We start from the raw sequence: 23,426 nt of genomic DNA, 5'->3' as shown, positions 1-23,426 counted from the left end.
ACAATTCATATTACGTGCCAAAGATTAATTGCTTATAAATCATCATGTTGAATTGTTGTTGTGCTTTGTCGTGATTTGATTTTCATTTTGAAAATCATTTTGAATAATACGATGACACGCAATAGATAGACCCGCTAGGATATAGATTGGCCAATTGAAGCCCTGAGTTAAAAAGGTTCCCGAAACGATGGTGCCGACTAAGCTGGCATAGACGGCAAAGGCGGATGCGTACACATAAGGAGAGAAGGTATGTTGGCTTTCGTTTAGTGCTTTTAAATTTTTTCGGCTGGTATTGATTACTGTGGCAATGATACCGATAAACACGAATAATCCCACGAAGCCTGATTCCGCAAGAACACCAAACCAAGTACTGTGCACGGCATGATTTAACCCATCCCAGTGTGAGGAGTAATAAAAGTAATTGAAATAAAAATTGTCGATGCCAACTCCGGTTAATGGTCGATCTAACGCCATCTTAAATGCGGCTTCCCAGGCATATAGGCGACCCATTGCGGACTCATCCACACCTACTTCAGCACTACCACCTGATTTTCTGTCGGAAATCCCCGCCATGTAAAAGAGTGCGATGAAAGCAATAACGCCAAGTAATGCAAGTAACAACTTGGAGCGTATATGTTTTAAACCGAAAACGCCCAAAATTGAGATACACCCAAGCAAACCGCCACGACTTTGGGTCTCAATCACAGCGTAAAAAGCTGCCACCGTACACAACGCACCAAGCAGTCGAACCCAGCCGAGATTTTTAGTCATCATTAGACTTAGAGAAAACGCTAAAGGAAACATTAATACCAATGAAAGGTCATTAGGATCACCCAACATTGATCCTAAATCTCGACCAATAGTGACTCGAGTGCCTTCAACCAGACCAACGCCACCAAAGGCGTTATTAATCGCAACGCCGGCAATCATCAAACCTGCTAATACAATCATGATGGCCATGCGCTTCAGGCTTAATTCACTGGAGATTAGCCATGAAATAGCCAGCGTCATGACAATGATTTTCCAATAAACATTTTTGAAATATTCAAAGGCAACTCCGCGATTTGAAGCGAAGACGATACCAATAAAAATGAGTGCCCAGAATACGATTAACCAGCCGAGGCAAGGATGCCAAAAAGGTTTGATTTGTTTGCTGACGAAAATGTGAAAACACAGTGCACCTAGTGCGCCCAAAGAGAGCAGTAGCGGGACGCGTAAGTTATAGATGACTGGGAATGCCTCATGAATACGGAAAAAAGAGAACAGCACAAACAAGCTTACCATCCAAAAGGTTTGGTTGAGGACAAATAAAGCGCCAAGGGGCAGTAGCCCTAGCGCAATAATAAAGGCAGGACTCGGATTGGTCAGCCACGCGATGGATAAGATCAGGCAAACAACCAATAAGGTGACCAAATTAGGCATCGGTAGGGTTTTATTCATACGCGAAATCTCTGCCACGCAAGTTTTACCGCGTGATAGGGTAGATTAATGACACCGAGTTGCTGCACGGCGAGCAATAAAATTGCGGGTTGAACAAAGGCAAGGATAAACATCAATGTCGTTGGAATATCAGCAAAGGCGCTAATCAGAAAAAATGAAGTAATTAGAATTACGATACTTAGCGCGGGATGATAAGGCAGTGGTGCGCAGTATTGACTGAGGAGAAAAACAGCGATAAAGCGACTCAGTTGCGCGAGTGTGACCATTGTGACAATGAGCCAAATTGAACGATAGTCCAATACGAACATGATGACAAAAAGCATCAGCAATGTAGTCACGGTGATGATGAGATTAATGAGCAGTAAACGGCGAGTTTGCTGGCTTTTAAGTAAGCCGATATTGACGATTTCAACTAACTCTTTATACAACATGGCAGCGACAGTCATCACGATTAAATAGACCGCCAGTGAATATTGGCTAGGCAAATAGAGAGTGATAAACCACTTTGCTAGCCACACTATGCCAAGTGACACTAAGCAGGCATAAACAATCCCGGCCTGACTATGTCGTGCTGTTTTTTTTGCACCTTGTGTTTGCCAGCATTCAAACCGTTTTGGCATCCACCACATATGAAACGGCTGCAACAAAATTCCAACGGCCAGGGCAAATTTAAGTGCAATGGCATATTGCCCCAGCAACTCCAGATTGAGTGTTTGTGCCACAATCCATCGTTCACCACCGTTTAGACCGAAGGCAATCAAAGCGGAGCCCATAATTGGCAAGCAATAGCGTAAGTAATGAGCAATTTGTGCGGGAGTGAGCAGTTTAAAGTGGAAACGATGGTAGCAGTGCAAAAGAAGACACTGCAGTAATGCCGTTGCAACACCGACACAAAAGACGGCGGTGACACTTGGATAAAAACGGACGACCAATAAAATTAAGCTGACTTGGCAGGTTACACTAACCACGCTAAGTTTGAAAAACACCTCGGCTCGACCCTGTAATCTTAACCACGCCAAACTGATGGCTAGAGCGCTTTCCAATACCACCGCAGTTGCAATCAATATCCATTGCATCGGCGTGAAATAGTGAAACAGTGTGAGTGAGGGCGCAAGCAGTTGGAGCCCTTGATAGAGGCCAAATAATATCGTCACGAAGAGCAATGAGATGCACATCGCCGTTATGTAGAGTCGGTTGGTTTGTTCACGTTGCTGATGTTTGTCTTCCGCCGTCGCGATGAATCGATACAAACTTTCATGCATGGAGAGCGAAGCGAGCAAAGTAAACAACACTGTGCTGGTGGCAAGTAACTCAAGTTGGCCAATTTGTTCAACCGATAAGTAGTGGGTCATAAATGGCAGAGTGATGAGTGAGGCGCCTTTCATCATCAGCAGTGCTGAACCGTAAAGGATCATTTCTTTCCATGCACCCATTCTCGTCGCCTTCTCAGCGTGTTGTCCCGATGGTGGTGTCACACGTGGATTACTCATAATCTAGCCATGCGGACTCGGCTAATTCGTTGTCGACTAACTGACCACTCACGCCTGCAACGATCTGTGAATAGGTCTTATGGGCGCGATAGCGTTGGGCGACTTGAATGCCATTTTGTTGGGTTGCCTGCAATAAGTGTTGGTCTGTGTAGACCGAGAGAATGGCTTGCCTTAGCGCGAACGGATCGCCAGCTTTGTATTTGATGCAGTTAACCTTGTCGGTTAACTGTAAATCCCAATAACTACCATCTTGCGGGATGATGACGCACATTCCCGCTGCAAGCGATTCCAATATCGATAGGCCAAAGGGCTCTTTAGTGCTGGTCGAAACGAAAATATTACATCCGCGACGAATGTCATCGAGATTGTTGGGGTCTTGATACCATTTTGTATGCCTTAGAGCGATGGGAGCACTCGAGACCTCCAACATGATCTCTTTAGGTTGGATAAAACAGATATGGCTTTTCACGGCATGAGTGGTATGCAATTGACGGAGTGTATCGACAAATAGATCGAGCCCTTTCCATTTTAGCGTTGAAGCACACCAGAAGCAGGTTGGGATCTGAGCCATCGTTTTGGAAGGCCAATTCTCTTTGGCAAGACCGTTGACGAAAGTGTGGAAATGATTCGACTTGATGTGAAATAGCGTTACGGCATCGACATCTTCGATATTTGTATGATGACGGATATAACATTGCAAGGCGTTCACCATGCTTTGATGCGCTGAGGGTAAATAGAAAATCTGTTGTGCTCGCGTTAAGCACCAACCAATTGAGCGTGAAGTGGCTACGTTGCCATGGATGAGTTGAACAATCGAAAAACGATGCACTAATTGCGCAAGATAAATCGCCATATCAATGCCGGGACCTGACGCCCCTATAACATGGTCGACTTTAGGCAGTCGAATGCAATAACAGAGCAGTGCTAAAGCGAAGTAAAATTGATTGAGCCAATAGAATAGACCTGAATATTGTCTACTTACCCATGGAAGTGCGATCAAAGGTAGCACGTTAACGCGATGTTGATTCGCAAACATGCTGTTTTGCCAGAAGTCGCGATCAACGGTCAGAACCGTAAAAGTGACTTGTTGGCGATCACATTGCCTTAAGGCTTCACTCGTGGCGATTTTTGAACCGCCCTTAAACGGAATAGGGTCAAATATCACGTTATGAATCATAGTCATAGATAACTCCTATTTATTGCGGCTAGAAAGTGACTTGTGACGATTAGAAAACGCCGTTTTCAAAGGCTTAAAGCTATTCAGTAGAGAAGGTCGGCTAGGTTGTTGCTGCTCAAGCAAGCTCTGATAGAGCGCACAAATATCATCGACATAACGCTGATGATTAAAATGGTCGCAGACGACTTGATAAGCGCGTTTAGTTAGTTCAAGACACTCAGTGGGATGAGAGTGAATACAGCGCATCATATTGAGTAATGGCGCGTAACCATTATTGACGTAAAGCAGCGCTGTTTCGCCATGTTGAACTATCTCGGGTATCCCACCTTCATATGGGGCGATAATAGGGGTTTTAGCAATAGCCGCTTCAGTGACAACCAAACCAAAGGCTTCTTGGCGGGCACCACTAACAAACGCATCAGATCCCTTTAGCCAACCAACCACATTGTGTTGTTCGCCAACGAAATGGACATGCGCGGTTAAATGCATGTCATGGGTTAGTTGAATCAGTTGCTGCTTTTGCTCACCTTCACCAATCACGACCAGATGGCTATTCGGATATTCTAAGGTGAGGTAACGGAGTGCTTGAATGATACGGTCGACGCCTTTTCGCTCAATGAGCGAACCGACCGTGGTAAAAATTTTTGTGTCTGGATTTAAACTAAGATGTTGATGAATATCCACCGTCTTTTGCTGCTGTAAGGCGCCGATGTTGATGCCGTTGTGTATGACCGACAATTGATCGGTTGGGTAACCGTCAAGGCGTAAATTTTGAGAGATGGCATTGCTGGCGGTGATGATATGGGGTGACATGTGCAGGCCGAGCGTGACGCGGTCACGGCTTAAGTAGTCACTGTGTAAATGAGTGACCATTGGGCAATGGCATAACCGCGCTGCGACAGCCATCCACTGGCACGGCGCGCCACTATTGATGTGTACCAACGCGATATTGCGCTGCTTGACCATTCGTTGTCCTTTTTTGACCAACGACGCCCAGCTTTTTAAGTCAAAGGTTGGCTCCTGCCACCCGAGTAGCAAAGTAAAATCATCCAATTGGTATTCAATGTTTTGCGCATCTAGAAAGGGCAACAGTGCCGGGTTATTTGTCCACACGATGGGTTCAAAGCGCTGGCGATCGAGGTTGAGAATAAGGTCGAGCAGACACTGTTCACTGCCTCGAATCCAGTTATCACCATAATGAACATATAAGATTTTTGTTATATCCGTCATCCGCTAGCCCGCCACATTGTTGTTATCATAGTGGTAATAGAGCAATCTAGATGCCAATAGCTTTGTCAGTGTAAGTATTTGAAATTTAGTTCAAATAAATGGAATGGTGCGATATTAAACGTTTAGTTCGCAATTTGAGAATCAAACTGAGTTGAAACAGCATGGTAGATTTTTAGCAATTTGGGAATGACCGCTTGCTGAGAGTAATGTTGATGAATGGTGTTGGTGGCATTGACACGCATTGCTAACTGTCCCTCATCGCTAAGAGATTGCCACTGCTGCAATTGCTCGCTGAAAGTGGCTTCTTCGTAGGCTAACCAGCCGTTTTCGCCATTAATAATTAAGTTAGGCAGTTCACCTACTCGGCTAGCGATGATGACAATACCGCGAGCCATTGCTTCTAGAGCGACCATAGGTAATCCTTCAAATTCAGAGCAAATCACCAATACTGAGATGGTTGGCCAGACAGTATTCATTTCACTTTGGTGGCCGTGGCAGTGAACGTTTTTACCTGCAATGGTGTCGATTTGTTGTTTGAGAGGGCCAGTGCCATAAATATCAAAGCGGAGTGAAGGGAAATTAGCAGCCAAACGACAAAATCGGTCGGGTGCTTTTTCTGAACTTAATCGGCCAACGAAAGCGATGGATTGACCATGTTGAAAAGAGATGGATTGGCAGTCAATAAAGTTATTGAGGTAGTGGCTGCTAGTCGGAATTTTATTGGCGATGGCGTGGCTAACGACTAACGATTGGTCAGATACAAAGGCACTGATGCGATCGAGCCAATCATAGAGTTTGACTCGGCCGCTTGGGTTTTCACCGGCGTGGTAGGTGGATATTTGAGGGCTGCGAGTGAGCAACTTCGCGATTTTGGTTAGGATACTCGCACGATAACCATGGGCATGAACCAGTAATGGGCGTTGTTGTTTGAGTAAGTGAATAAGCTTGGAAAGCGCGCTTAGATGGCTGGCTGAGTTATCATCACCGCCGAGAAAATCATAGTCTATTCCTAGTGTTTTTAGCTTTGTGCAGATAGGTGACGGCGATGAATAGCGGCTCACTAGCCATACTTTTAACGCTTGTTGATGGGCGATTAGCCCTTGAGCGAGTTGCAAAACGTGGGTTTCGATGCCGCCAAACTGACGGCTATCGACTATTAACCAAATTTCATTGGACGAAGTTTTGTTCATCTTCTGTTTCCCAAGCCTGTTTTTTACGGTAAACCGTAGAAGGGCTCAGTTCGAGTAGTACTGCTGCATTGAGTACGTTGCCATCACACAGTTCAATCGCTTGCTGAATGGCTTCACGTTCAATCTGCCACATAGGGCGGATGGTCGACTCACTGACATTGGAACTCTCGCTTTGTGATGTGGCGGTGTGATTTGTTTCATTCACAATATACTCTTGAGCGGCAGGGGAAGGGTGATTATCGACACTGGCCGTTCGCGTTACGCTGGCAGCTTTTCGTAATTGCACCACTTGTGTTGGTAAATGCTCCACCGCTAAACGCTCATCGTTATTGAGCACGACAATATTACGCAGTATGTTCTGTAATTGACGCACGTTACCTGGCCATGCGTAACGTTTTAAGATCGCTTCTGCGTCTTTATTGATAGTGCGGAATTTTTTCTGGTCTTGCTTCGCGTACAGTTTTAGAAAATGGGTGGCAAGCGTGGCAATGTCACCACCGCGCTCGCGTAGTGGGGGCATTTCAATCGGCACAACATGTACGCGGTAATATAAATCTTCTCTAAATCGGCCTTCTTCAACCTCCACTAGAGGATCGCGGTTGGTCGCACAAATGATGCGAACATCGACTTTTTGTTCCTTGTTGGCACCCAGAGGAGTGAACGTGCCTGTTTGGAGAAAACGCAGCAATTTTTTCTGCATTTCCAAGTCCATTTCGCACAGCTCATCAAGGAACATAGTGCCGCCATTGGCTGCTGTTGCTGCGCCTTTTCTATCGGTTGTTGCTCCGGTAAATGCCCCTTTTAGATGACCAAAAATCTCACTTTCCATCAAGTCTTTAGGAATTGCGCCACAGTTGATTGCGATAAACGGCTTATCACGGCGTTTACTCTCTTTATGAATCGCTTCAGCGCACACTTCTTTACCGGTACCACTTTCGCCGATAATAAACACACTGGCGGTGGTTGGGGCTACAGAGTCGATTATTTTATAAACACCTTGCATCGGTAGGCTACTACCAATAAAACCATGGAAGCGTTGGCGATCAAATTTGCTCTCAATGTTTTCAACCAAATCTTCGAGTTTGGCACGTTGAAGGTGCAGATTAATCGATGTTTTCAAACGGTCGGCTTTGATTGGTTTTTCTATAAAATCTTTAGCGCCTTTCTGCAGCAAGTTGACGGCAACATTAACCGAACCGTGCGCGGTCGCGACAATCACAGACGTTGGCACTTGATTTTCAACAATCCAGTCGAGAATGTCTTGGCCATCCATATCAGGTAACTTGAGATCAAGGATCACCAACTGAGGGACGTTGCGCTCAATAAATGCGATCGCTTCACGGCCTGTTTCAACGTGAAAAAGGTCAAAAGGCTCGTCTTTGACATACTGCTGATACAACACTGCCAGTGAGGTCGAATCTTCGATTAAAAGTACTTTTGATTTCATTGGCACTTCCTTGTTGTCACGTCACAACCGATGATTTATTCAGCGGTTTGGGTGAATCCTAGCGTTTTTCTATGAATGATGGCTTCGAAAGAGTGTTGAGCAAGCTCAATTAACTCTTGGTGATAGTCGAAAACTTGTTCGGGATGGCCTTCAAGGCACAAGCGCTCAATTTTCCGCGCTAGATCCGATAATACACGATTGCCAAGTGCTAAGGATGAACTGCCCAAAGTGTGGCTTTCAAACTCAATCACTTCTGTGTCCCTTTCGATAAAAGCGTTGTTTAAGATGTCGATGCGCTTTTTAGATTCTTCCACATAATGATCTATCAATAGAGGTAAGACGTCAGCGCTGGTGTCTTGAATCATTTGCTGCAAAATTTCTTCATCCACGAGTTCTTCGTTCACAGGGCTCTCCTCGTTGTTTTCTTTATTTCTATCATCGCTGGCGGATAGGGATGATTCATCGACAATTTCTGTCGCGGCGAACACTTCCTTGTCGGCGCATTTTTCATCTTCACTATTTAAGAATAGATTAATTTTTTCAATTAGTTGTGATAATCGTACCGGTTTTGATAAGTAATCGTTCATTCCCACTTCTAAGAATTTTTCTTTGTCACCAGTAAGCGCATGTGCAGTAAGCGCGATAATTGGGATATTAGCGCTATGTGGGTCATCAAGCGCTCGTATGGCTTTGCAGGCTTGCATTCCGTCCATTTCTGGCATGGAAATGTCCATAAAGATCAGGTCGTATTGATACTTTTGTACTTGTTCAACGGCCTGATTGCCATTTTCGACCATATCAAGATTTAGTCCGGCATGGCTAAACATACTCTTAATGACCAGTTGATTGGCACGGTTGTCTTCCGCGACCAAAATACGCAAATTTGGGTCAAGTGGGGTGGTTTTTATTTGGGTGGGAACCACATCGCCAATCAATTCATCAGCAAGTTCTAGTACGATAGTGAAGCTAAAGGTGCTACCTACACCGGGCTCACTGCTGACCTCCATATGACCATCCATCATTTGGGTTAAGCGTTTACAAATTGCTAATCCTAGCCCTGATCCTTCATGGATACGCGAATAGCTTTGATCGACCATGGTGAACTCTTCAAACAAGTAGTCCAGCGCACTGGCTTTGATGCCAATACCGGTGTCGGTGACACTGCACATCAGAGTGACTCGTTCGTCATTTGGTGATTGCGCATCAATCTTGATCGAGACACTCCCTTGTTTGGTAAATTTAATCGCGTTGCCAATTAGGTTGTGCAAGATCTGCTTAATGCGATTTTCATCGCCTCGAACCTTAGCAGGCACTTGAGCGGGAATATAACAATGTAGAATTAGGTCATTGTTTTTGGCTGAGGGCATAAAACTGTCAACCACACTTTCGACACAACGGCGGAAATCAAAAGGTGAGTTGTCGAGAATCAGAGTGTTTGACTCCATGCGGGTAAAATCGAGAATGTCATTAATCACTGACAATAAAAAGTGACCTGAATCCGTGGCGGTGGTGATTAACTTACGTTGGTCTTTACTGAGTTTTGTTTCTTCCAATACGTTCAATACCCCCAGTACTCCATTCATGGGAGTGCGAATTTCATGAGACATTGATGCTAAGAAGCGGCCTTTTGATTCACAGGCTTGTTCTGCTTCAGCCCGAGCTTGTTGTAATGAGCCGTAACTCTGTTCAAGTTTGGTCGACATGGCATCGAAGGCTCTAGCGACATCGCCCAGTTCATCTTTAGAGTGTTCGTTAAGTTGGAAGCCGGGGCCATTGCGACATACGGTATTTGCCGCTCTGGTTAATCGGGTTAACCCGCGAGTAAGGTAACTGCCTAAGATGTAAGAGAAGAAGGCGACGAGGATAACCTCAATAATGGCGATTGAGATGATTGCTTGACGGGCGTGTTGCAACATGGCGCTAATGGCATCGGTACGAAACCCCATGTCGATATAAGCGCTGCCGTTACCTATTGGGACACGGGTATCAAAAATACCATCGTTGCTGCTGTTTAAATTGGAATCGATCGACATCGCTCTTTTAAGTAGAGTTTTATCCCCGATACAAACAAGATCGTCGCCGTTGTCGGCAATGCGTATATAGGCGAGATCTTCAACCAGGAAAAATTGATTAGCGAGCTCCTCAAGCTCGTTAATGTCCTTATTCATCAACGGTTTCGCTGCCACAATAGCAAACATTTGCGAAGTGGTGGTAACGCGCTGTAATAGTTGCTGTTCGTTGGATTGAGACAGGAAACGCATCGAGCTGAACACCAAGATAACCAGTAATACCACCTCGATCAGTGCGATTCCGACAATGGTTTTGGAGCGAAATGACATAGTGATTATCCTCCGTGAATTTACGCGATTAAGGTGAGTAGTTCATGGTTTAATAACTTTGTGATCCAGTTATCCCGCCATCGTTTTGGTATCCATTTAAAGCGATTGAGTTCACGCACCATTTCTTGTGCGAGAGTGGGTTGATATTTACTGTTGATCACGCAACCAATCAACGTACTTTCACTACGATTCAACAGCTCCATTGCCATGCTGAGTTGGTTTTCTCTGGTGCGCGCGCCAAGAACAACCAGCAAAGTATGTTGACAGGCTTGTGCGACACATTGCGCCGAGATATTGCCGCGATTGACTTGTAATAGTGGCGAGGTGTCGACGATGACACGATCGAACTCAAGCAACCACGTTTCGATCTTTTTTTCGAGATAGAGAGGATTACGATAATTAACGATATCAGATTGCAGGGTGGGTTTAACGATGCCGGTAAACACACGCCTGCTGTCGAGTTGTTCTAACCAACTGATGGGGTTATCGCTTGGTTGGCCTGGCAATAGTGAAGACTGGAAATTCGAACGAAATAAATTTAGATCGACAAGCAGAGTGGATTGTCCGGCAAGAAGATAACGCTCTGCCAATGCGGTTGCAACTGAGGTTACACCGTCACCAGAATGGCAGGCCGTAACACAAATTGACCTAGATTGCTGCTGCTCTGCCGCTAAGTAGATTTGTTCAATTTCATTGTGTGTGGCTGGAATCATTACAAGGCTCCAATCAGTACAATCGTGGTGGTCAGTCGAAGAATATCTTCTAAGCCGACTCGTGCTTTCTCAAGAAAGGTATCTCGGCGGTCGGGCACAAAAATAGTGTCGCCAGCACGAATAACAGGCAGCTGATAGATGTTCGCAGTTTTACTGAATTCAATCAGGTTGAAGGTGCGGGCTTGCTGTTGGCAGCAAGACATATTGACCACAGAGATTTTTTCTACATAGGCGTTATCATTTGGTCCGCCAGCTTCTGCGAGCACATCCAAGATGGTCATGTTGTCGTTAAATACATAGCGACCGGGTTTGTTGACTGCTCCCAAAATGCGCACGGTTGATTCTTTACTTTGATCGAGCCAATTTTTGTCTTTTTCAGGAATATAAATAGTGTCACCCATAACAACGTTGGGGAGCAGCGATTCATCACCGGTTTCAAAATAAAGTGATAGATTGAGTTTGCTGACTTTTGAATAGCTTTTGTCACGGTGTGTGACGCGAATATTGTGAATATCGGCATCTTTGGTTGGCCCGTCGGCAGCGGAAAGAATATCGAGAAAATGCATCTCTTTGGTAAAACGGTAGCGGCCCGGTGAATTCACTTGACCAAAGACGTAAATTGAGGCGTCGGAGCTCTGGCGAACCCATTGGGATTTGTTGTCAGAGGGATCTTGCGGTAAATCGTGGATTCGCACGATAGAACCCGCACTAATTACGGGTAGGTCATACGGTGGGGCACCATTTAAAATAAATTCGTCGAGATTAAATGTGTGCAGCTTGCCATCACCATTAACCACCTCGATTTTCGTTGTGTCGGCTCTTAATGTGGGGCCGCCAACGTGAGCAAGCAGATCCATTAAGTCCATTTCATCTGACCACTCAATACGGCCTGGACGGACAACTTCGCCAATGACACTGACCGCGCGATCAGGAGCGATTTTTAACCATGATTTTTCATTCATGTCGGTCTTTTCAGGAACAAAAATCGCATCACCAGGACCAATAGGTGGGGGACCTTGGCCACTTAATCCTTCGGTGTAGGCGGTTAAGTCGAATTTAATCACGCGACCGTTGGCTTTGATAAGACGGATTTGACGTGATTCGGCAAAACGGGTTGGGCCACCAGCGTTGGCGAGAATATCCATAAAAGACGCCCCCGATTTACCCTCATAGGCGCCGGGATGCGCTACTTCCCCCATGATGTAGACAACATTTGCCCCGGCTTTAATCTCTTCTTCTTGTTTAGGGACGAAAATAGTCGTCCCTTCAGCTAAATTGGGTAGCAGTGATTCGTCACCGCTGTCGAGATAACGTTTTAGGTTAAACATTTGTGGTGTGTTGTTGGTGATTACACGGATTTGCTCTACCGAGGCATAACGGGTTACACCGCCAGCACGCATTAAAATATCGACCAAATCGGTATTGGGTTTGAAAGAAAACGAACCTGGCGCATTGACCTCGCCAAACACTTTAATTGCGGTACGGTTATCGGCACTGTCTCCCGCATTGGCTTGCTTTGCTGCATCAAACTGTTGTTCGATGTTGCCAACAAGTGGTGAGGCCGGGACAAAAAGGCTGTCGAGCGATTTGAGACGAGGTAGCAGCGATTCATCACCAGAATCGAGGAAGGCTTTGTAGTTGAAGCTCTGCTTACCTTTGCCTCTTTTGAGCAGCATGTTATCCAGTTGAGCGCCGGAACGGAGACCACCCGCAGCGTGAAGTGCCATTTGAATATTAGCATTCTTGGGTAAAGTATATTCACCGGGCGAGGTGACATAGCCTTGCACTGAAATCAGGATTTGTTGTTGCGAAATATAAACGCTGGCGGAAGAAACATCGCGATAGACTTCGTTCAGCGCGGTTAAAACCGAGTCGGACAGTTGCTTCTCGCTGTAACCTGCCACGTAGAGAGTGCCGACTTCCGGTAGATCAATTCGACCACGTTTATCCACCTGAAAGCCACGATTTAACGAGCTCTCTCCCGGCAAATTTATCTGGATCATGTCGCCAATTTGCACTTTTTCTTGCGCCACTTGATCACCGGATTGGTTCGCGAATGCATTACCAGCCAATAGGCTCAGGGTGAGAAACAGGGTGTTAATCCAACGCATAATAATCTCCTTGTGGATTTTGCTCTGCTAGCTCTTTGGTGGCGATAACTTCAATACTGACGCGGCGGTTGGTTAACTTGACGCCTTCCGTGGTGCCGTCGTATAGAGGGAGCGAGTCGCCTAATGAGTGGGTGGTAATTCGGGTTGGATTAAGGCCAAAAATAATTAGGTAACGTTTCACTTGCTGTGCGCGGTCCATGGCCAGTTTTTTGTTGTAGAGATCGTCTCCGGTTGCATCAGCATGGCCAGTCACGGAAAGGTTTAGGCTTGGATTCTCACGTAAGATGTACGCGGCTCTGGCGAGATGCCCCATGTATTTTGGGTTTACTTCTGTCGAGTTAAACGCAAACTGATTGTCGACGTTGAGTAGGTTGAACAATTCATCGACGACGGCAAGTTGCAGTCGAAATGCATCTTCGTTGATTGGAGGTACGCAATTGGCTTGAGAGGTAACATAGTCGAGCTGGCGTTCTAATTCACCGAGGCGTTTGCGTTGAATGACAATGTCGTTTGCCGCGTCCAGCATCAATCCGCCCTCGAGCTCACGAGCGATGCGGTTCTGTTTTTCGATTGCTTGCACGACGGCTGCGGGGAAGCACCAGCGAGCGCCTTCTCGGATCAATGCATCCAAATGAAGCTTGGTCAGCTGCCAATCGAAGCGCAGACCATGTTCAGGGCCAAGCGGTTCGTCGGGCATGACCGGCGAGAAACTATTATCGATATGATTTTCTGCTAGGCCACCGCGTCCATCTTCAGGGTAACTGGTGCAACCTAGCAAGATTATTGACATAGCTAGGGCTATGTATCTACGAAAAGTAACCATGCCAACCGCCTATTATTATTAGTGTTTTTGTGAATTTACCGGTATTGCTTGATCGATTCGGAGCAGATTGATGATTTCTAATGGTTGTCCTGTAGCGTTTTCAATCCGCATATTGCGACGACGTTCAACCAAGCGCTTATATAGGTAAACGATAGCACCTACGCCAGAAGAATCGAGAAAGCCTACGCGAGCGAGGTCAATTTCAACTTCGGGATGAGAAAGATCTGAGATAATTTCATCTAAATGCGGTTGGGCACTACGGCTACCATCAGCGTCTAAATTTCCGTCAATCACCAAAGTTAAAAGCTCGTTGTTGGTTTCAATTTTACGTAGTTCCATAGCTGTACTCCTCGTGGTTTAAGTAGAGTTGAGCATGGAATGTGCCAATAATTATTTTCAATAAAAACAAGATATTATGTAGTGGTGCTGAGAGGGTTCTTAAATTGGAAAGAGGGTTTCTCAAATTAAGAATCAGTTTGAAGCAGTGACAACAAGGGTAAAATCATCTGATAGGTTTGCGACCAATGGCGCGCCAAATTCATACTCTGTCTCAAATTTTTTGCGTTAGCGTGAGAGAGACATAGTCTTAACCGGAGAAAAACATGCAACGCACTCTGAGCGCCGTCGCAAGCGGATTATTGTTCTCATTAAGCAGTCACGCGAGTGAACACGCCGCCATTACGCCACTAGAACCATCGTCGATGATGCCTGTATTGTTGGCTACGAGTTATGAACAGGGCATCGATATTACGCAATATTGGCAAAGTGAAAAATTGGATGGGATACGAGCGCTCTGGGATGGGAGTCAACTAAGAACGCGCAGTGGCAGAGCTATCGTTGCTCCAGCTTGGTTCACCAAACCATTGCCTGATTATCCTCTCGAAGGGGAGTTGTGGGCAGGTCGTGGTAATTTTCATATTGTGCAGCAAACGGTGCTTGATCATCAGCCTGTTGAGCAAGGATGGCAAAAAATTGAGTTTATGTTGTTTGATATGCCACAAGCAGCAGGAGATTACGAAAAGCGTTATTACAACATTCTCTATCTAGTGAAAAAAATGAAGGTGAAGCATGTAGATTATGTTGAGCATACGCCGATTTCTTCTGAGCGAGAGCTGTTTCGTCACCTTGATAATGTTAATAACCGTCAAGGTGAAGGGATCATGCTACGCCGAATCGATAGTCGTTACCAAGCGGGTAGAAGTTCGGATTTGCTCAAATTGAAATTACATCAAGACGATGAAGCAATCGTGGTGGGCTATAAGTTGGGGAAGGGGAAGTATAAAGGCCAAATGGGTGCGGTATTGGTTGAGTGGAAACCCGGTGTGCGTTTCTATATCGGCAGTGGATTTAGTGATGAGCTACGAAAATCGCCACCACCGCTGGGCAGCCGAATAACCTTCCGCCACAACGGATACACCAGCAATGATATTCCCAAGTTTGCCCGTTTTGTTCGGGTTCGCATCGAGTAATCTTGATTTAAAGTCGCTTAATCTGCGAAGCAATCTCATTAATCATATCTTGACCATCATCTCCGCGCAGTTTGACTAAGGTGATAAAAATCGCATCCGCAATGACTTGTTGAGCGGTTCTGGCTGCCATTGAAGAAGCGCGGTGTGCTGATTCATCAGCCACAGTATCGAGGCAGATATCGGCGATATTGCGTAGTACACTTTTTTGCGGTGACGTCAGCGCTATTACCGTTGCGCCTTTTTCCTTAGCGGTTTCTGCCGCAAGGTTGATCTCTTTGGTGTTGCCTTGGAAAGAAAAGACAATTTGTACATCGTTGCTCGTTAGTGTTCTTGCCATGCCTATTTGTACGTGGCTATCCATTTCGGTGATGGCCAAAATACCTAATTTTAGCAACTTGTAACCAAGATCCTTTGCCGATAATGCAGATGCGCCCATGCCAACAATTTGCACCTTGTTCGCGCTGTTTATTTGCGTAATAGCATCATCAAAGCGTTCACAATCAAGGGCATCGCTGGTTTTGAAAATCGCCTCGGTTTTGGCTTTAACCAGTTTTTGGATGATGGTACGGGTTGAGTCATTGACGGAAATGTTGGTATGCAGAGGGGCCGCCTGTAATGTCTGCTTTCGGCTGACTTCTTCTGCTAACGCCAGTTTGAATTGGCTATAACCTTTAAAGCCAATACGTTGGGTGAACTTCACGATGCTCGATTGACTCACCCCAATCACGTTAGCGATCTCTTGGCTGGTTAATGCCATCGCCTGTTCGGTGTTTGCCAATACCCAATCAGCAATCTTCACGCCGTTTGTCGAGAGTTGCGTTCTTTTTGATACCAATTTGTTTGTGATGCTCATCACTTTACCTGTATTTGGTTGAAATAAATTATTCCAAAAATCCTAACGGTTATTTCTTTTGAAGTGCCTTCTATTTTGTGGTCTTGGTCGTCTGTAACAACGGTGGTTAAGAATGGTTTATCAAATTATTCCATCAGATGGCTAATTTTGGAATAAATAATTATGTGACGTAGCACGTCGTTTTTGAATAATTAATTCACTAACATCCAGCGCATAAATTGATAAGCCAACACGCAAGAGCACGATATGAAAATTGACCTAAGCCACCTAGTCACGGAAAGCCGTAATCAAAGTAGTCAGAACATTGATACGTTATCAACCATAGAGATGCTGAAAGTCATCAATAACGAAGACCAGAAAGTGGCACTCGCGGTGGAAAAAGTCTTGCCGGAGATCGCCCAAGTGGTTGATGCGGTGAAAGCCGCATTTACCGTGGGCGGCCGCTTGATTTACATGGGTGCAGGTACATCAGGCCGCTTAGGTATTCTTGATGCGAGTGAATGTCCGCCGACTTACGGAACACCGGCAGAGCAAGTAGTGGGCCTCATTGCTGGTGGTCATAAAGCGATTTTAAAAGCGGTAGAGAATGCAGAAGATTCACCGCAGCTTGCAGTCGACGATCTTCGTAATTTAAACCTGACTGAAAGAGATGTTGTTGTTGGTATTGCTGCCAGCGGTCGCACGCCGTATGTCCTTGGCGGAATGGAATACGCTCGAAATGTCGGCGCTTTTGTTGCATCGCTTGTTTGCAATCCAACTTGTCCAATGATTGAGGCTGCTGATGTGGCGATCGTGCCTGTCGTTGGCGCTGAAATTGTAACGGGATCGTCACGTATGAAAGCGGGGACAGCGCAGAAGTTGGTACTCAATATGATCACAACTGGCGCGATGATTCGCAGTGGCAAGGTGTTTGGCAATTTGATGGTGGATGTTGAAGCGACCAACGCCAAATTGATCCAACGCCAAGCCAATATCGTGATGGAAGCGACGGGGGCTGATGAACAAGAAGCTGAGTTGGCCTTGTCGCAGTGCCAGCGTCATTGCAAAACCGCCATCCTGATGATTCTAACCGGTCTGGACGCTGCACAAGCGAAAATTCTTCTTGAGCAAAATGATGGATTTATTCGTCTTGCATTGGAGTGTCACAACTCATCCAACTAAGTATTTTGTTAATCAAACAGCATAGCCAATAACTGAAAAACATAAATTATCTACTTGCTATTGAGCTTCTCGGCATTGATTGATTTGAGAAGTTCGTGAGGAATACTGTAATGGCCAAAATTACAATGAATACCATAGAAAGCATTATTGCTGCGGTCGGCGGCGGTGCAAATATTGAAAAAGGCGGCAACTGCATGACGCGCTTGCGCCTGTCATTAGCGGACACCGGTGCAGTTGATGAATCAACCTTAAAAGCCATCCCTGGTGTTTTGGGTGTGGTTGAATCAGACCAACAATTACAAGTCATTCTTGGCCCAGGAAAAGCACAGCAAGCGGCAGAAATGCTCAATGAAATATTGGATAGTTTAACGCTTGGTGGTTCAAGCAATGCGTCGACAGCGTCGATAAAAAACGACGATCTCAATAGCATCGCTAAGCAACAAAAGTCGCAAATGAAGAGTAAGCAAACCAGTGCGGTTCAACGCTTTTTAAGTAAGTTCGCCACCATTTTTACCCCGTTGATCCCAGGTTTTATCGCTGCGGGCTTATTGCTCGGTTTTGCCACTCTGATAGAGCAGACAATGATCATCGGCCAAGACCCGAGTGAATTCATTGTAAGCCTTGTTTCTTATATGAAGGTCTTCGGCAAAGGCTTGTTCGCATTCTTAAGTATTTTGATTGGTTATAACGCCCAGCAAGCGTTTGGCGGTTCTGGAGTCAATGGCGCAATTCTAGCCTCGCTATTTGTATTGGGGTATAACCCAGATGCGACCTCTGGTATCTACTCGGGCATGAGTGATTTCTTTGGTTTTGCAATCGACCCGCGCGGTAACATTATTGGAGTGTTGTTAGCTGCAATTCTTGGTGCACAAGTTGAGCGCATGGTACGTCGATTTATGCCAGATGATTTGGATATGATCCTGACATCAGTGGTGACTTTACTTATTATGGGCGCGATTACCTTTATCGTGATCATGCCGGTGGGCGGAGTGCTATTTAAAGGGATGTCGTGGCTGTTTTTGAACTTGAACGATAATCCATTTGGCGCTGCTGTGTTAGCTGGTTTATTCCTTATCTCCGTGGTGTTTGGTATCCATCAAGGTTTTGTTCCGGTTTACTTTGCCTTAATGGAAGTTCAAGGTTTCAACTCGCTATTCCCAATTCTTGCTATGGCAGGCGCAGGCCAAGTTGGTGCCTCTTTGGCGCTGTATTGGAAAGCGAAAAAGGAATCAACACTGCGCACACAAATCCGTGGTGCAATTATTCCGGGTATCCTAGGTATCGGGGAACCTCTTATTTACGGTGTAACTTTGCCACGTGTAAAACCGTTTGTGACGGCCTGTATTGGTGGTGCCGCGGGTGGATTTTTCATCGGTTTGGTTTCGTACTTTGGCTTACCCGTTGGTTTGAATACCGTGTTCGGACCATCAGGGATTGTCGCTATTCCTCTGATGACTTCGAATGAAGGCATTTTTGCGGGTATGGCAATTTTTGTCATCGGCCTACTGATTTCTTATGCAGTTGGTTTTATTGCTACCTTGCTTTTTGGTAGCAAGGACATCGATCTGTCTTAATTTGACTAATGTTCATTTAAAACAGCTAGATAGATAAAGTGCTACTTATGAACCACTGCAACCTCGTTATGCAGTGGTTTTTTTGTATTTGCAAACTGCTCATGTTTGCGACAAACGACACGGCTTTCCTATGGGTATTTCCGTTGCGCTCTAGACATACCTACTGGCGGAGAATAAAATTTTGCAAAATGCCATCCTCATTGTAGTGGGTGGTGTTGCCCAATAGATAAATCTAAATCCTCATGCCGAGAAATACGTGAGTGCGTCTGTGCGAATTCACGCAATGAGTCGTGTGGGGAATAGTCGATATAGACGTAGGAGTAGTAATCATCGTGTCGATCAAAATAAAAGCAGCGTTGGCAAAGTTTCGTACCTTGCCATGGGTTGTTCGTTGGAGTACGTACACGTTAAGTGCTTACCTATGTTATGCCGCTTTCCTTGGCTTACTTGTTCCGTATGTGGCTAAACAGCAAATACCTGAACAGTTGTCTAAGTTGGTCGATCGTCCGGTGACATTAACCGACGTTACTATCAACCCATTTACGTTGCAGGTTGATATCACAGGCTTTGCTATTTTAGAGCACGATCAAACACCGTTTATCAAATTTGACCACGCCAGCAGCCAAGTCAATATGTGGCAGTCGCTATTAAATGGCGCGGTGTCGGTTGAATATATCACGCTGGATAAACCTTTTATCAACATCGAACGCCGCGATAATCAAAATGAGTTGCTGTTTAATTTTAGTGATATGTTAACGGCCATTGCGCGTAACGATGCAACAACTAATCGTGAAGCAAAAGATAGCGCAACGGATTTAGCGCAAGCAGAACAACAGAGTGGGGACGAAGTCGTTGATCGTCACGCACCATTATTCCCAGTACAGATTAAGCAAACTAAACTGACTGGTGGTGATGTTCGTTTCCTTGATGAAGTTAGCGGAACACAACTTCATTATCCTAATATCGACGTCACTGTCGGTGAATTCTCTACTCAAAGCTTGTTGAGTGATTCGGCACCAATCAACCAATACAAGCTGCTGATTACTGATGCCGATTCCGCGACGTTAGCGCTTAATGGGCAAGTTCAATTAAAACCGCTCAAAGTGGTTGGTGATGTAGCAATCAATCACATTCAACTGCCGCGTTTGTGGGGCTTTGTTGAAAACGATCTCACGGCGAAGTTGACATCAGGTCAGGTGAGTTTTGCATCCCAGTATCACATCGCTCAAACCATTGGTGAAACGGAAGCAGACGATGCGATGAGTATCTCGACCAGCAAAGGTTTATTGGCTCTAGAGCAAGTCAACTTTAACGCGGGTGACAAGTCGATTGTGGCACTGAACCAGTTCACGGTGAGCGATATTGCGACTAACCTCGACGCGCAAACTGTTGAGATTGGCGCTATTACATCTGATGGTCTGAATGTGGTGGCGAATGTCGATCAAAAAGGCGTGGATCTTGTTCCGCTGTTTATGCCTAGTTCACCTGCGCAAGTTAGTGAGAAATCAGGTTCACAAATTAAAGCTGAGCAAAGTGCCGATAAACCACAGTCAATTGAGTCAGCAGCGAACCTAAAAACGAACCAAGAAGCCAACAGCGCTTGGCTTGTTACTATAGGCGGTGTCGAGCTCAAAGATTATCAGCTTAAGCTGACGGAAAACATCGCGACGTCGAAAGCCAACCAATGGGTACTGTCACCGATTAATTTGACCACCAGCAAAATTGTTAGTGATTTCTCTAAGCCGATCGATTTTGATTTCTTCACATCGGTTAATGGCAAAGGCGATATCTCGCTTAAAGGTCAGGCGGATGCCAAACAGCAAGCAGTATTGGCCGATCTTAATGTCAAATCATTACAAATGGCTCAGTTTCAGCCGTATTTAGCCAGCACCGTGAATGCGACCTTAACCAAGGGCGAAATTAGCACTCAAGCGCAAATCAATGCCAACTCGACAGGCAAAGTGGCGGTGAGCGGAGGAGTGCAGGTTAATCGACTATCGATTCGTGATAACAAGTTGAGAAAGCCGTTTATTAAATGGCGTGCATTGGCAGTCAATAAATTTAAATTTGATTTGCAGCAATCTAAACTCGATATCGATACTTTGAGTATCAGTCAGCCTTATGCTCGTGTGGTGATTAACAAGGATCGTAGTACCAACATTGGCGACTTAATGCAGGTACCCGCGGCGAATCAGCCTAGCGCGAAAGTGCCATCAAATCCTGTTAATAAGCCAAAGACGAAGGCTTCATCGACAACGACTTCGCAGCAAAAGCCTTTTGCATTGACGATACGTAAAATTGCTTTTAGTGATGGCTCGGCATTCTTTGCTGACAACTCGTTAACGCCTAACTTTTCTTCGGGTATTGAGCAGCTTAAAGGTACGATCGGGCATGTATCAAGTGTGCCGGGTACTAAAGCGACCGTGGATATTAGTGGCAACATTGACAAGTACGCGCCAGTTAAAGTGAAGGGGGAAATCAACCCATTACTTGCACAGCCATATCTTGATCTTGATGTCATTTTTAAAAGTGTCGAACTCACGACCGTCAACCCATATTCAGGTACGTACGCCGGCCATTACATCGATAAAGGTCAATTGACTTTGATGCTCAATTACCAACTGGAAAACAACCAACTGAAAGGCTCAAATCATGTTGTGATTGACCAGCTTCAATTAGGTCAAGAAAGTGATAGTGATTTAGCCACCTCTCTACCAATTAAGCTTGCTATCGCGCTATTGCAAGACAGCGATGGCGTAATTGATTTGGGTGTAGAAGTCTCGGGTGATGTTGATGACCCAGAGTTTAGTCTCGGTGCGATTATTTGGAATACGATTTCCAACATCATTACGAAAGCGGTCACAGCGCCATTTTCGTTTATCTCCGATCTGGCGGGCTCTGATGACGAACTGAACATTATCGCATTTGATTATGGCGTAAATTCATTATCTGCTGAAGAGCAGGAGAAGTTACAAACGTTAGGTAAAGCGCTAGAAACACGTCCAAAATTGACCTTAAGTGTTGATGGTGCTGTTGACGCGGCAAAAGATACTCAAGCGCTTGAGTTAGCGCAGTTTAACCAATTGCTCGCTGATACGGCAAAAATGGAGGTTGCTGAACTTCCAGCTCAATTGAGTGCGAGCACCATGCCTGTTTCAGGCGTGCTTTCTGATGCACTCAAAGCGCTTTATCAAGCTCAATATGGCGACGAAGCTGAGAATGTCCGTGAGAGTATTGAAGATGAGCAACATGAGAAGGGTGTCGAACTCACCGATGCAGATCTTAACCAGCGTTGGCATATTGCCTTGTACAACTTGGTGTTGAACAAGCAAGAAGTTGAACAAGGTGAGCTTGGTAAATTAGCCCAGCAGCGTGCTCAAGCGGTAAAAGCGTATTTGGTTGATGTGGTGAAAGTGGATACATCAAGAGTCTTCTTGCTCGATAGCCGTTTTAATATCGATCAAGACAGCAGCAGTGTTTCTCTTACATTAGAAGCGAATTAAGCTTAATTTATCATCGTGAAACAATATAAAGGCGCATCGTTAAGATAAAACGGATGCGCCTTTTTCTTTTATGGGGCGCTTTATGAGTGGCTATAGCCACTATGTGAACGTTAATCAGTGCCAACGCTGGTTCTTATTAGGCATCACTATTTGTTTGTTTAGATAACCACTTGAGAGCTTCGCGCTTTGCAAGGCCCTGAATGTTTTGCTGTTCGATAAAATGGGTGACTGCATCTGGATTGGTTTTGGAATATTCACGCAATGCCCAGCCAATCGCTTTTTGAATGAAAAATTCAGTGTCACTTTGGTTATCGGTGATGAGTGAAAATAACAAAGCATCGTCGGTACGTGCTTTGTATTTTAATTGGAAGAGTAGGGTCGTTCTGCGTAACCAGATGTTATCTGACCCGCGCCAATGCAGCAAAAATGGCGCGGATTCAACTGGATAACGAGTAAACAACTCTCCTGCAATATGCGTAGCTAATAGATCGACCGTATCCCACCATGATTGAGTGGTTAGCCATCGTTGCAAATCGTTTAGCATGGTGGCGGGTAACCGCTTCTTGGAGGCGATCAGTAAATCTAGCGCAACCATCTGGTACTCTCGCTCTGGTAATTGCCAAAGTTGATTGATGACTGTCGATAATTCATTAATCGAGGGGCGTTGCGAGGAGCTTAATAGCGCTTTCATTGCGGCGCGTCTTGGTACGGATTGAATGCCAAGAAATTCAAATTGATTGCGCATATACGCTTGCATGGCAGAGGCGGTTTCAGGATCCGCCATCGGCGTGAGCCGTGCAATTGTTTCTCGAACCCAAGGGTGCATAGATCGTCCTGTTCTACAGGGCCAATAATTGACCATTTGCGTTGTGATCGCAGGGATTTTCATCATCGAAACTGACAAGA

Annotated in this window: 16 protein-coding genes and 1 pseudogene; 4 read left to right on the top strand and 13 right to left on the bottom strand. The window is 45.4% G+C overall.

Features of this window, described 5'->3' with window-relative positions; translation table 11 throughout:
• Positions 1 to 42: 42 nt before the first annotated feature.
• The 11 genes and pseudogenes from RH88_RS19190 to RH88_RS19140 form a co-directional block, all read right to left on the bottom strand.
• Positions 43 to 1,440: an O-antigen ligase family protein gene (locus RH88_RS19190; RefSeq protein WP_005599151.1), complete on the bottom strand. Its 1,398-nt coding sequence runs from the start codon at positions 1,438 to 1,440 to the stop codon at positions 43 to 45.
• On the bottom strand, positions 1,437 to 2,930 hold the full coding sequence (locus RH88_RS19185; protein ID WP_241212208.1) for a lipopolysaccharide biosynthesis protein: 1,494 nt from the start codon (positions 2,928 to 2,930) through the stop codon (positions 1,437 to 1,439). The genes RH88_RS19190 and RH88_RS19185 overlap by 4 nt, the downstream gene beginning before the upstream one ends.
• Complete coding sequence (locus RH88_RS19180) at positions 2,923 to 4,113, bottom strand: glycosyltransferase family 4 protein (RefSeq protein ID WP_005599147.1); 1,191 nt, start codon at positions 4,111 to 4,113, stop codon at positions 2,923 to 2,925. Before RH88_RS19180 ends, RH88_RS19185 begins: the two co-directional genes overlap by 8 nt.
• A 9-nt stretch (positions 4,114 to 4,122) precedes the next feature.
• Entirely contained in the window at positions 4,123 to 5,337 is a 1,215-nt protein-coding gene (locus RH88_RS19175; protein WP_005599145.1) for a glycosyltransferase, read from the bottom strand.
• 122 nt (positions 5,338 to 5,459) lie between these two features.
• Positions 5,460 to 6,527: a glycosyltransferase family 4 protein gene (locus tag RH88_RS19170; RefSeq protein WP_005599143.1), complete on the bottom strand. Its 1,068-nt coding sequence runs from the start codon at positions 6,525 to 6,527 to the stop codon at positions 5,460 to 5,462.
• Positions 6,505 to 7,974, bottom strand: a complete 1,470-nt coding sequence (locus RH88_RS19165; RefSeq protein ID WP_005599142.1) for a sigma-54-dependent transcriptional regulator — start codon at positions 7,972 to 7,974, stop codon at positions 6,505 to 6,507. The genes RH88_RS19170 and RH88_RS19165 overlap by 23 nt, the downstream gene beginning before the upstream one ends.
• 35 nt (positions 7,975 to 8,009) lie before the next feature.
• Complete coding sequence (locus tag RH88_RS19160) at positions 8,010 to 10,313, bottom strand: response regulator (RefSeq protein ID WP_005599140.1); 2,304 nt, start codon at positions 10,311 to 10,313, stop codon at positions 8,010 to 8,012.
• A 20-nt stretch (positions 10,314 to 10,333) separates the two neighbouring features.
• Positions 10,334 to 11,026 carry a P-loop NTPase family protein gene (locus RH88_RS19155; RefSeq protein WP_005599138.1) on the bottom strand — a complete coding sequence of 231 codons (693 nt, stop codon included), beginning with the start codon at positions 11,024 to 11,026 and terminating at the stop codon, positions 10,334 to 10,336.
• A pseudogene (locus RH88_RS19150) lies at positions 11,026 to 13,044 on the bottom strand (SLBB domain-containing protein); the annotation flags it as partial. The pseudogene RH88_RS19150 and the gene RH88_RS19155, both read right to left, overlap by 1 nt.
• 79 nt (positions 13,045 to 13,123) lie before the next feature.
• Complete coding sequence (locus tag RH88_RS19145) at positions 13,124 to 13,960, bottom strand: OmpA family protein (protein ID WP_005599135.1); 837 nt, start codon at positions 13,958 to 13,960, stop codon at positions 13,124 to 13,126.
• Between the two features lie 18 nt (positions 13,961 to 13,978).
• On the bottom strand, positions 13,979 to 14,299 hold the full coding sequence (locus tag RH88_RS19140) for an STAS domain-containing protein (protein ID WP_005599133.1): 321 nt from the start codon (positions 14,297 to 14,299) through the stop codon (positions 13,979 to 13,981).
• Between the two features lie 263 nt (positions 14,300 to 14,562).
• Between RH88_RS19140 and RH88_RS19135 the strand changes: the two genes are divergently transcribed.
• The gene (locus tag RH88_RS19135; protein WP_005599132.1) at positions 14,563 to 15,429 is read left to right on the top strand and encodes a DNA ligase; all 867 of its coding nucleotides are present in this window, start codon (positions 14,563 to 14,565) and stop codon (positions 15,427 to 15,429) included.
• A gap of 7 nt (positions 15,430 to 15,436) precedes the next feature.
• On the opposite strand, the gene RH88_RS19130 is transcribed toward RH88_RS19135, so the two are convergent.
• Positions 15,437 to 16,282, bottom strand: a complete 846-nt coding sequence (locus tag RH88_RS19130; protein WP_005599129.1) for a MurR/RpiR family transcriptional regulator — start codon at positions 16,280 to 16,282, stop codon at positions 15,437 to 15,439.
• Positions 16,283 to 16,528: 246 nt separating this feature from the next.
• On the opposite strand from RH88_RS19130, the gene murQ reads away from it, so the two are divergent.
• The 3 genes from murQ (at position 16,529) to RH88_RS19115 (ending at position 22,520) form a co-directional block, all read left to right on the top strand.
• Entirely contained in the window at positions 16,529 to 17,443 is a 915-nt protein-coding gene (gene murQ, locus RH88_RS19125; protein ID WP_005599127.1) for an N-acetylmuramic acid 6-phosphate etherase, read from the top strand.
• Positions 17,444 to 17,553: 110 nt separating this feature from the next.
• A complete protein-coding gene (gene murP / locus RH88_RS19120; protein ID WP_005599126.1) occupies positions 17,554 to 19,017 on the top strand; it encodes a PTS N-acetylmuramic acid transporter subunit IIBC in 1,464 nt (487 codons plus the stop codon).
• Positions 19,018 to 19,349: 332 nt separating this feature from the next.
• Complete coding sequence (locus RH88_RS19115; protein ID WP_005599124.1) at positions 19,350 to 22,520, top strand: DUF748 domain-containing protein; 3,171 nt, start codon at positions 19,350 to 19,352, stop codon at positions 22,518 to 22,520.
• 136 nt (positions 22,521 to 22,656) lie between these two features.
• On the opposite strand, the gene RH88_RS19110 is transcribed toward RH88_RS19115, so the two are convergent.
• Positions 22,657 to 23,346 (bottom strand): DNA alkylation repair protein, encoded by a 690-nt coding sequence (locus RH88_RS19110; RefSeq protein ID WP_005599122.1) that lies wholly within the window; start codon positions 23,344 to 23,346, stop codon positions 22,657 to 22,659.
• Positions 23,347 to 23,426: the final 80 nt, after the last annotated feature.

The sequence above is a fragment of the Vibrio scophthalmi LMG 19158 genome (genome assembly GCF_000222585.1).
In the GTDB taxonomy this organism is placed as follows: domain Bacteria; phylum Pseudomonadota; class Gammaproteobacteria; order Enterobacterales; family Vibrionaceae; genus Vibrio; species Vibrio scophthalmi.
The sequence above is the reverse complement of the archived record's forward strand: the minus strand, read 5'-3'. Positions and strand labels throughout refer to the sequence as shown.

Coding starts and splice junctions, on each gene's coding strand:
- RH88_RS19190 (WP_005599151.1), bottom strand. CDS start 1,440: ATGAATAAAACCCTACCGATGCCTAATTTGGTCACCTTATTGGTTGTT.
- RH88_RS19185 (WP_241212208.1), bottom strand. CDS start 2,930: ATGAGTAATCCACGTGTGACACCACCATCGGGACAACACGCTGAGAAG.
- RH88_RS19180 (WP_005599147.1), bottom strand. CDS start 4,113: ATGACTATGATTCATAACGTGATATTTGACCCTATTCCGTTTAAGGGC.
- RH88_RS19175 (WP_005599145.1), bottom strand. CDS start 5,337: ATGACGGATATAACAAAAATCTTATATGTTCATTATGGTGATAACTGG.
- RH88_RS19170 (WP_005599143.1), bottom strand. CDS start 6,527: ATGAACAAAACTTCGTCCAATGAAATTTGGTTAATAGTCGATAGCCGT.
- RH88_RS19165 (WP_005599142.1), bottom strand. CDS start 7,974: ATGAAATCAAAAGTACTTTTAATCGAAGATTCGACCTCACTGGCAGTG.
- RH88_RS19160 (WP_005599140.1), bottom strand. CDS start 10,313: ATGTCATTTCGCTCCAAAACCATTGTCGGAATCGCACTGATCGAGGTG.
- RH88_RS19155 (WP_005599138.1), bottom strand. CDS start 11,026: ATGATTCCAGCCACACACAATGAAATTGAACAAATCTACTTAGCGGCA.
- RH88_RS19145 (WP_005599135.1), bottom strand. CDS start 13,960: ATGGTTACTTTTCGTAGATACATAGCCCTAGCTATGTCAATAATCTTG.
- RH88_RS19140 (WP_005599133.1), bottom strand. CDS start 14,299: ATGGAACTACGTAAAATTGAAACCAACAACGAGCTTTTAACTTTGGTG.
- RH88_RS19135 (WP_005599132.1), top strand. CDS start 14,563: ATGCAACGCACTCTGAGCGCCGTCGCAAGCGGATTATTGTTCTCATTA.
- RH88_RS19130 (WP_005599129.1), bottom strand. CDS start 16,282: ATGAGCATCACAAACAAATTGGTATCAAAAAGAACGCAACTCTCGACA.
- murQ (WP_005599127.1), top strand. CDS start 16,529: ATGAAAATTGACCTAAGCCACCTAGTCACGGAAAGCCGTAATCAAAGT.
- murP (WP_005599126.1), top strand. CDS start 17,554: ATGGCCAAAATTACAATGAATACCATAGAAAGCATTATTGCTGCGGTC.
- RH88_RS19110 (WP_005599122.1), bottom strand. CDS start 23,346: ATGCACCCTTGGGTTCGAGAAACAATTGCACGGCTCACGCCGATGGCG.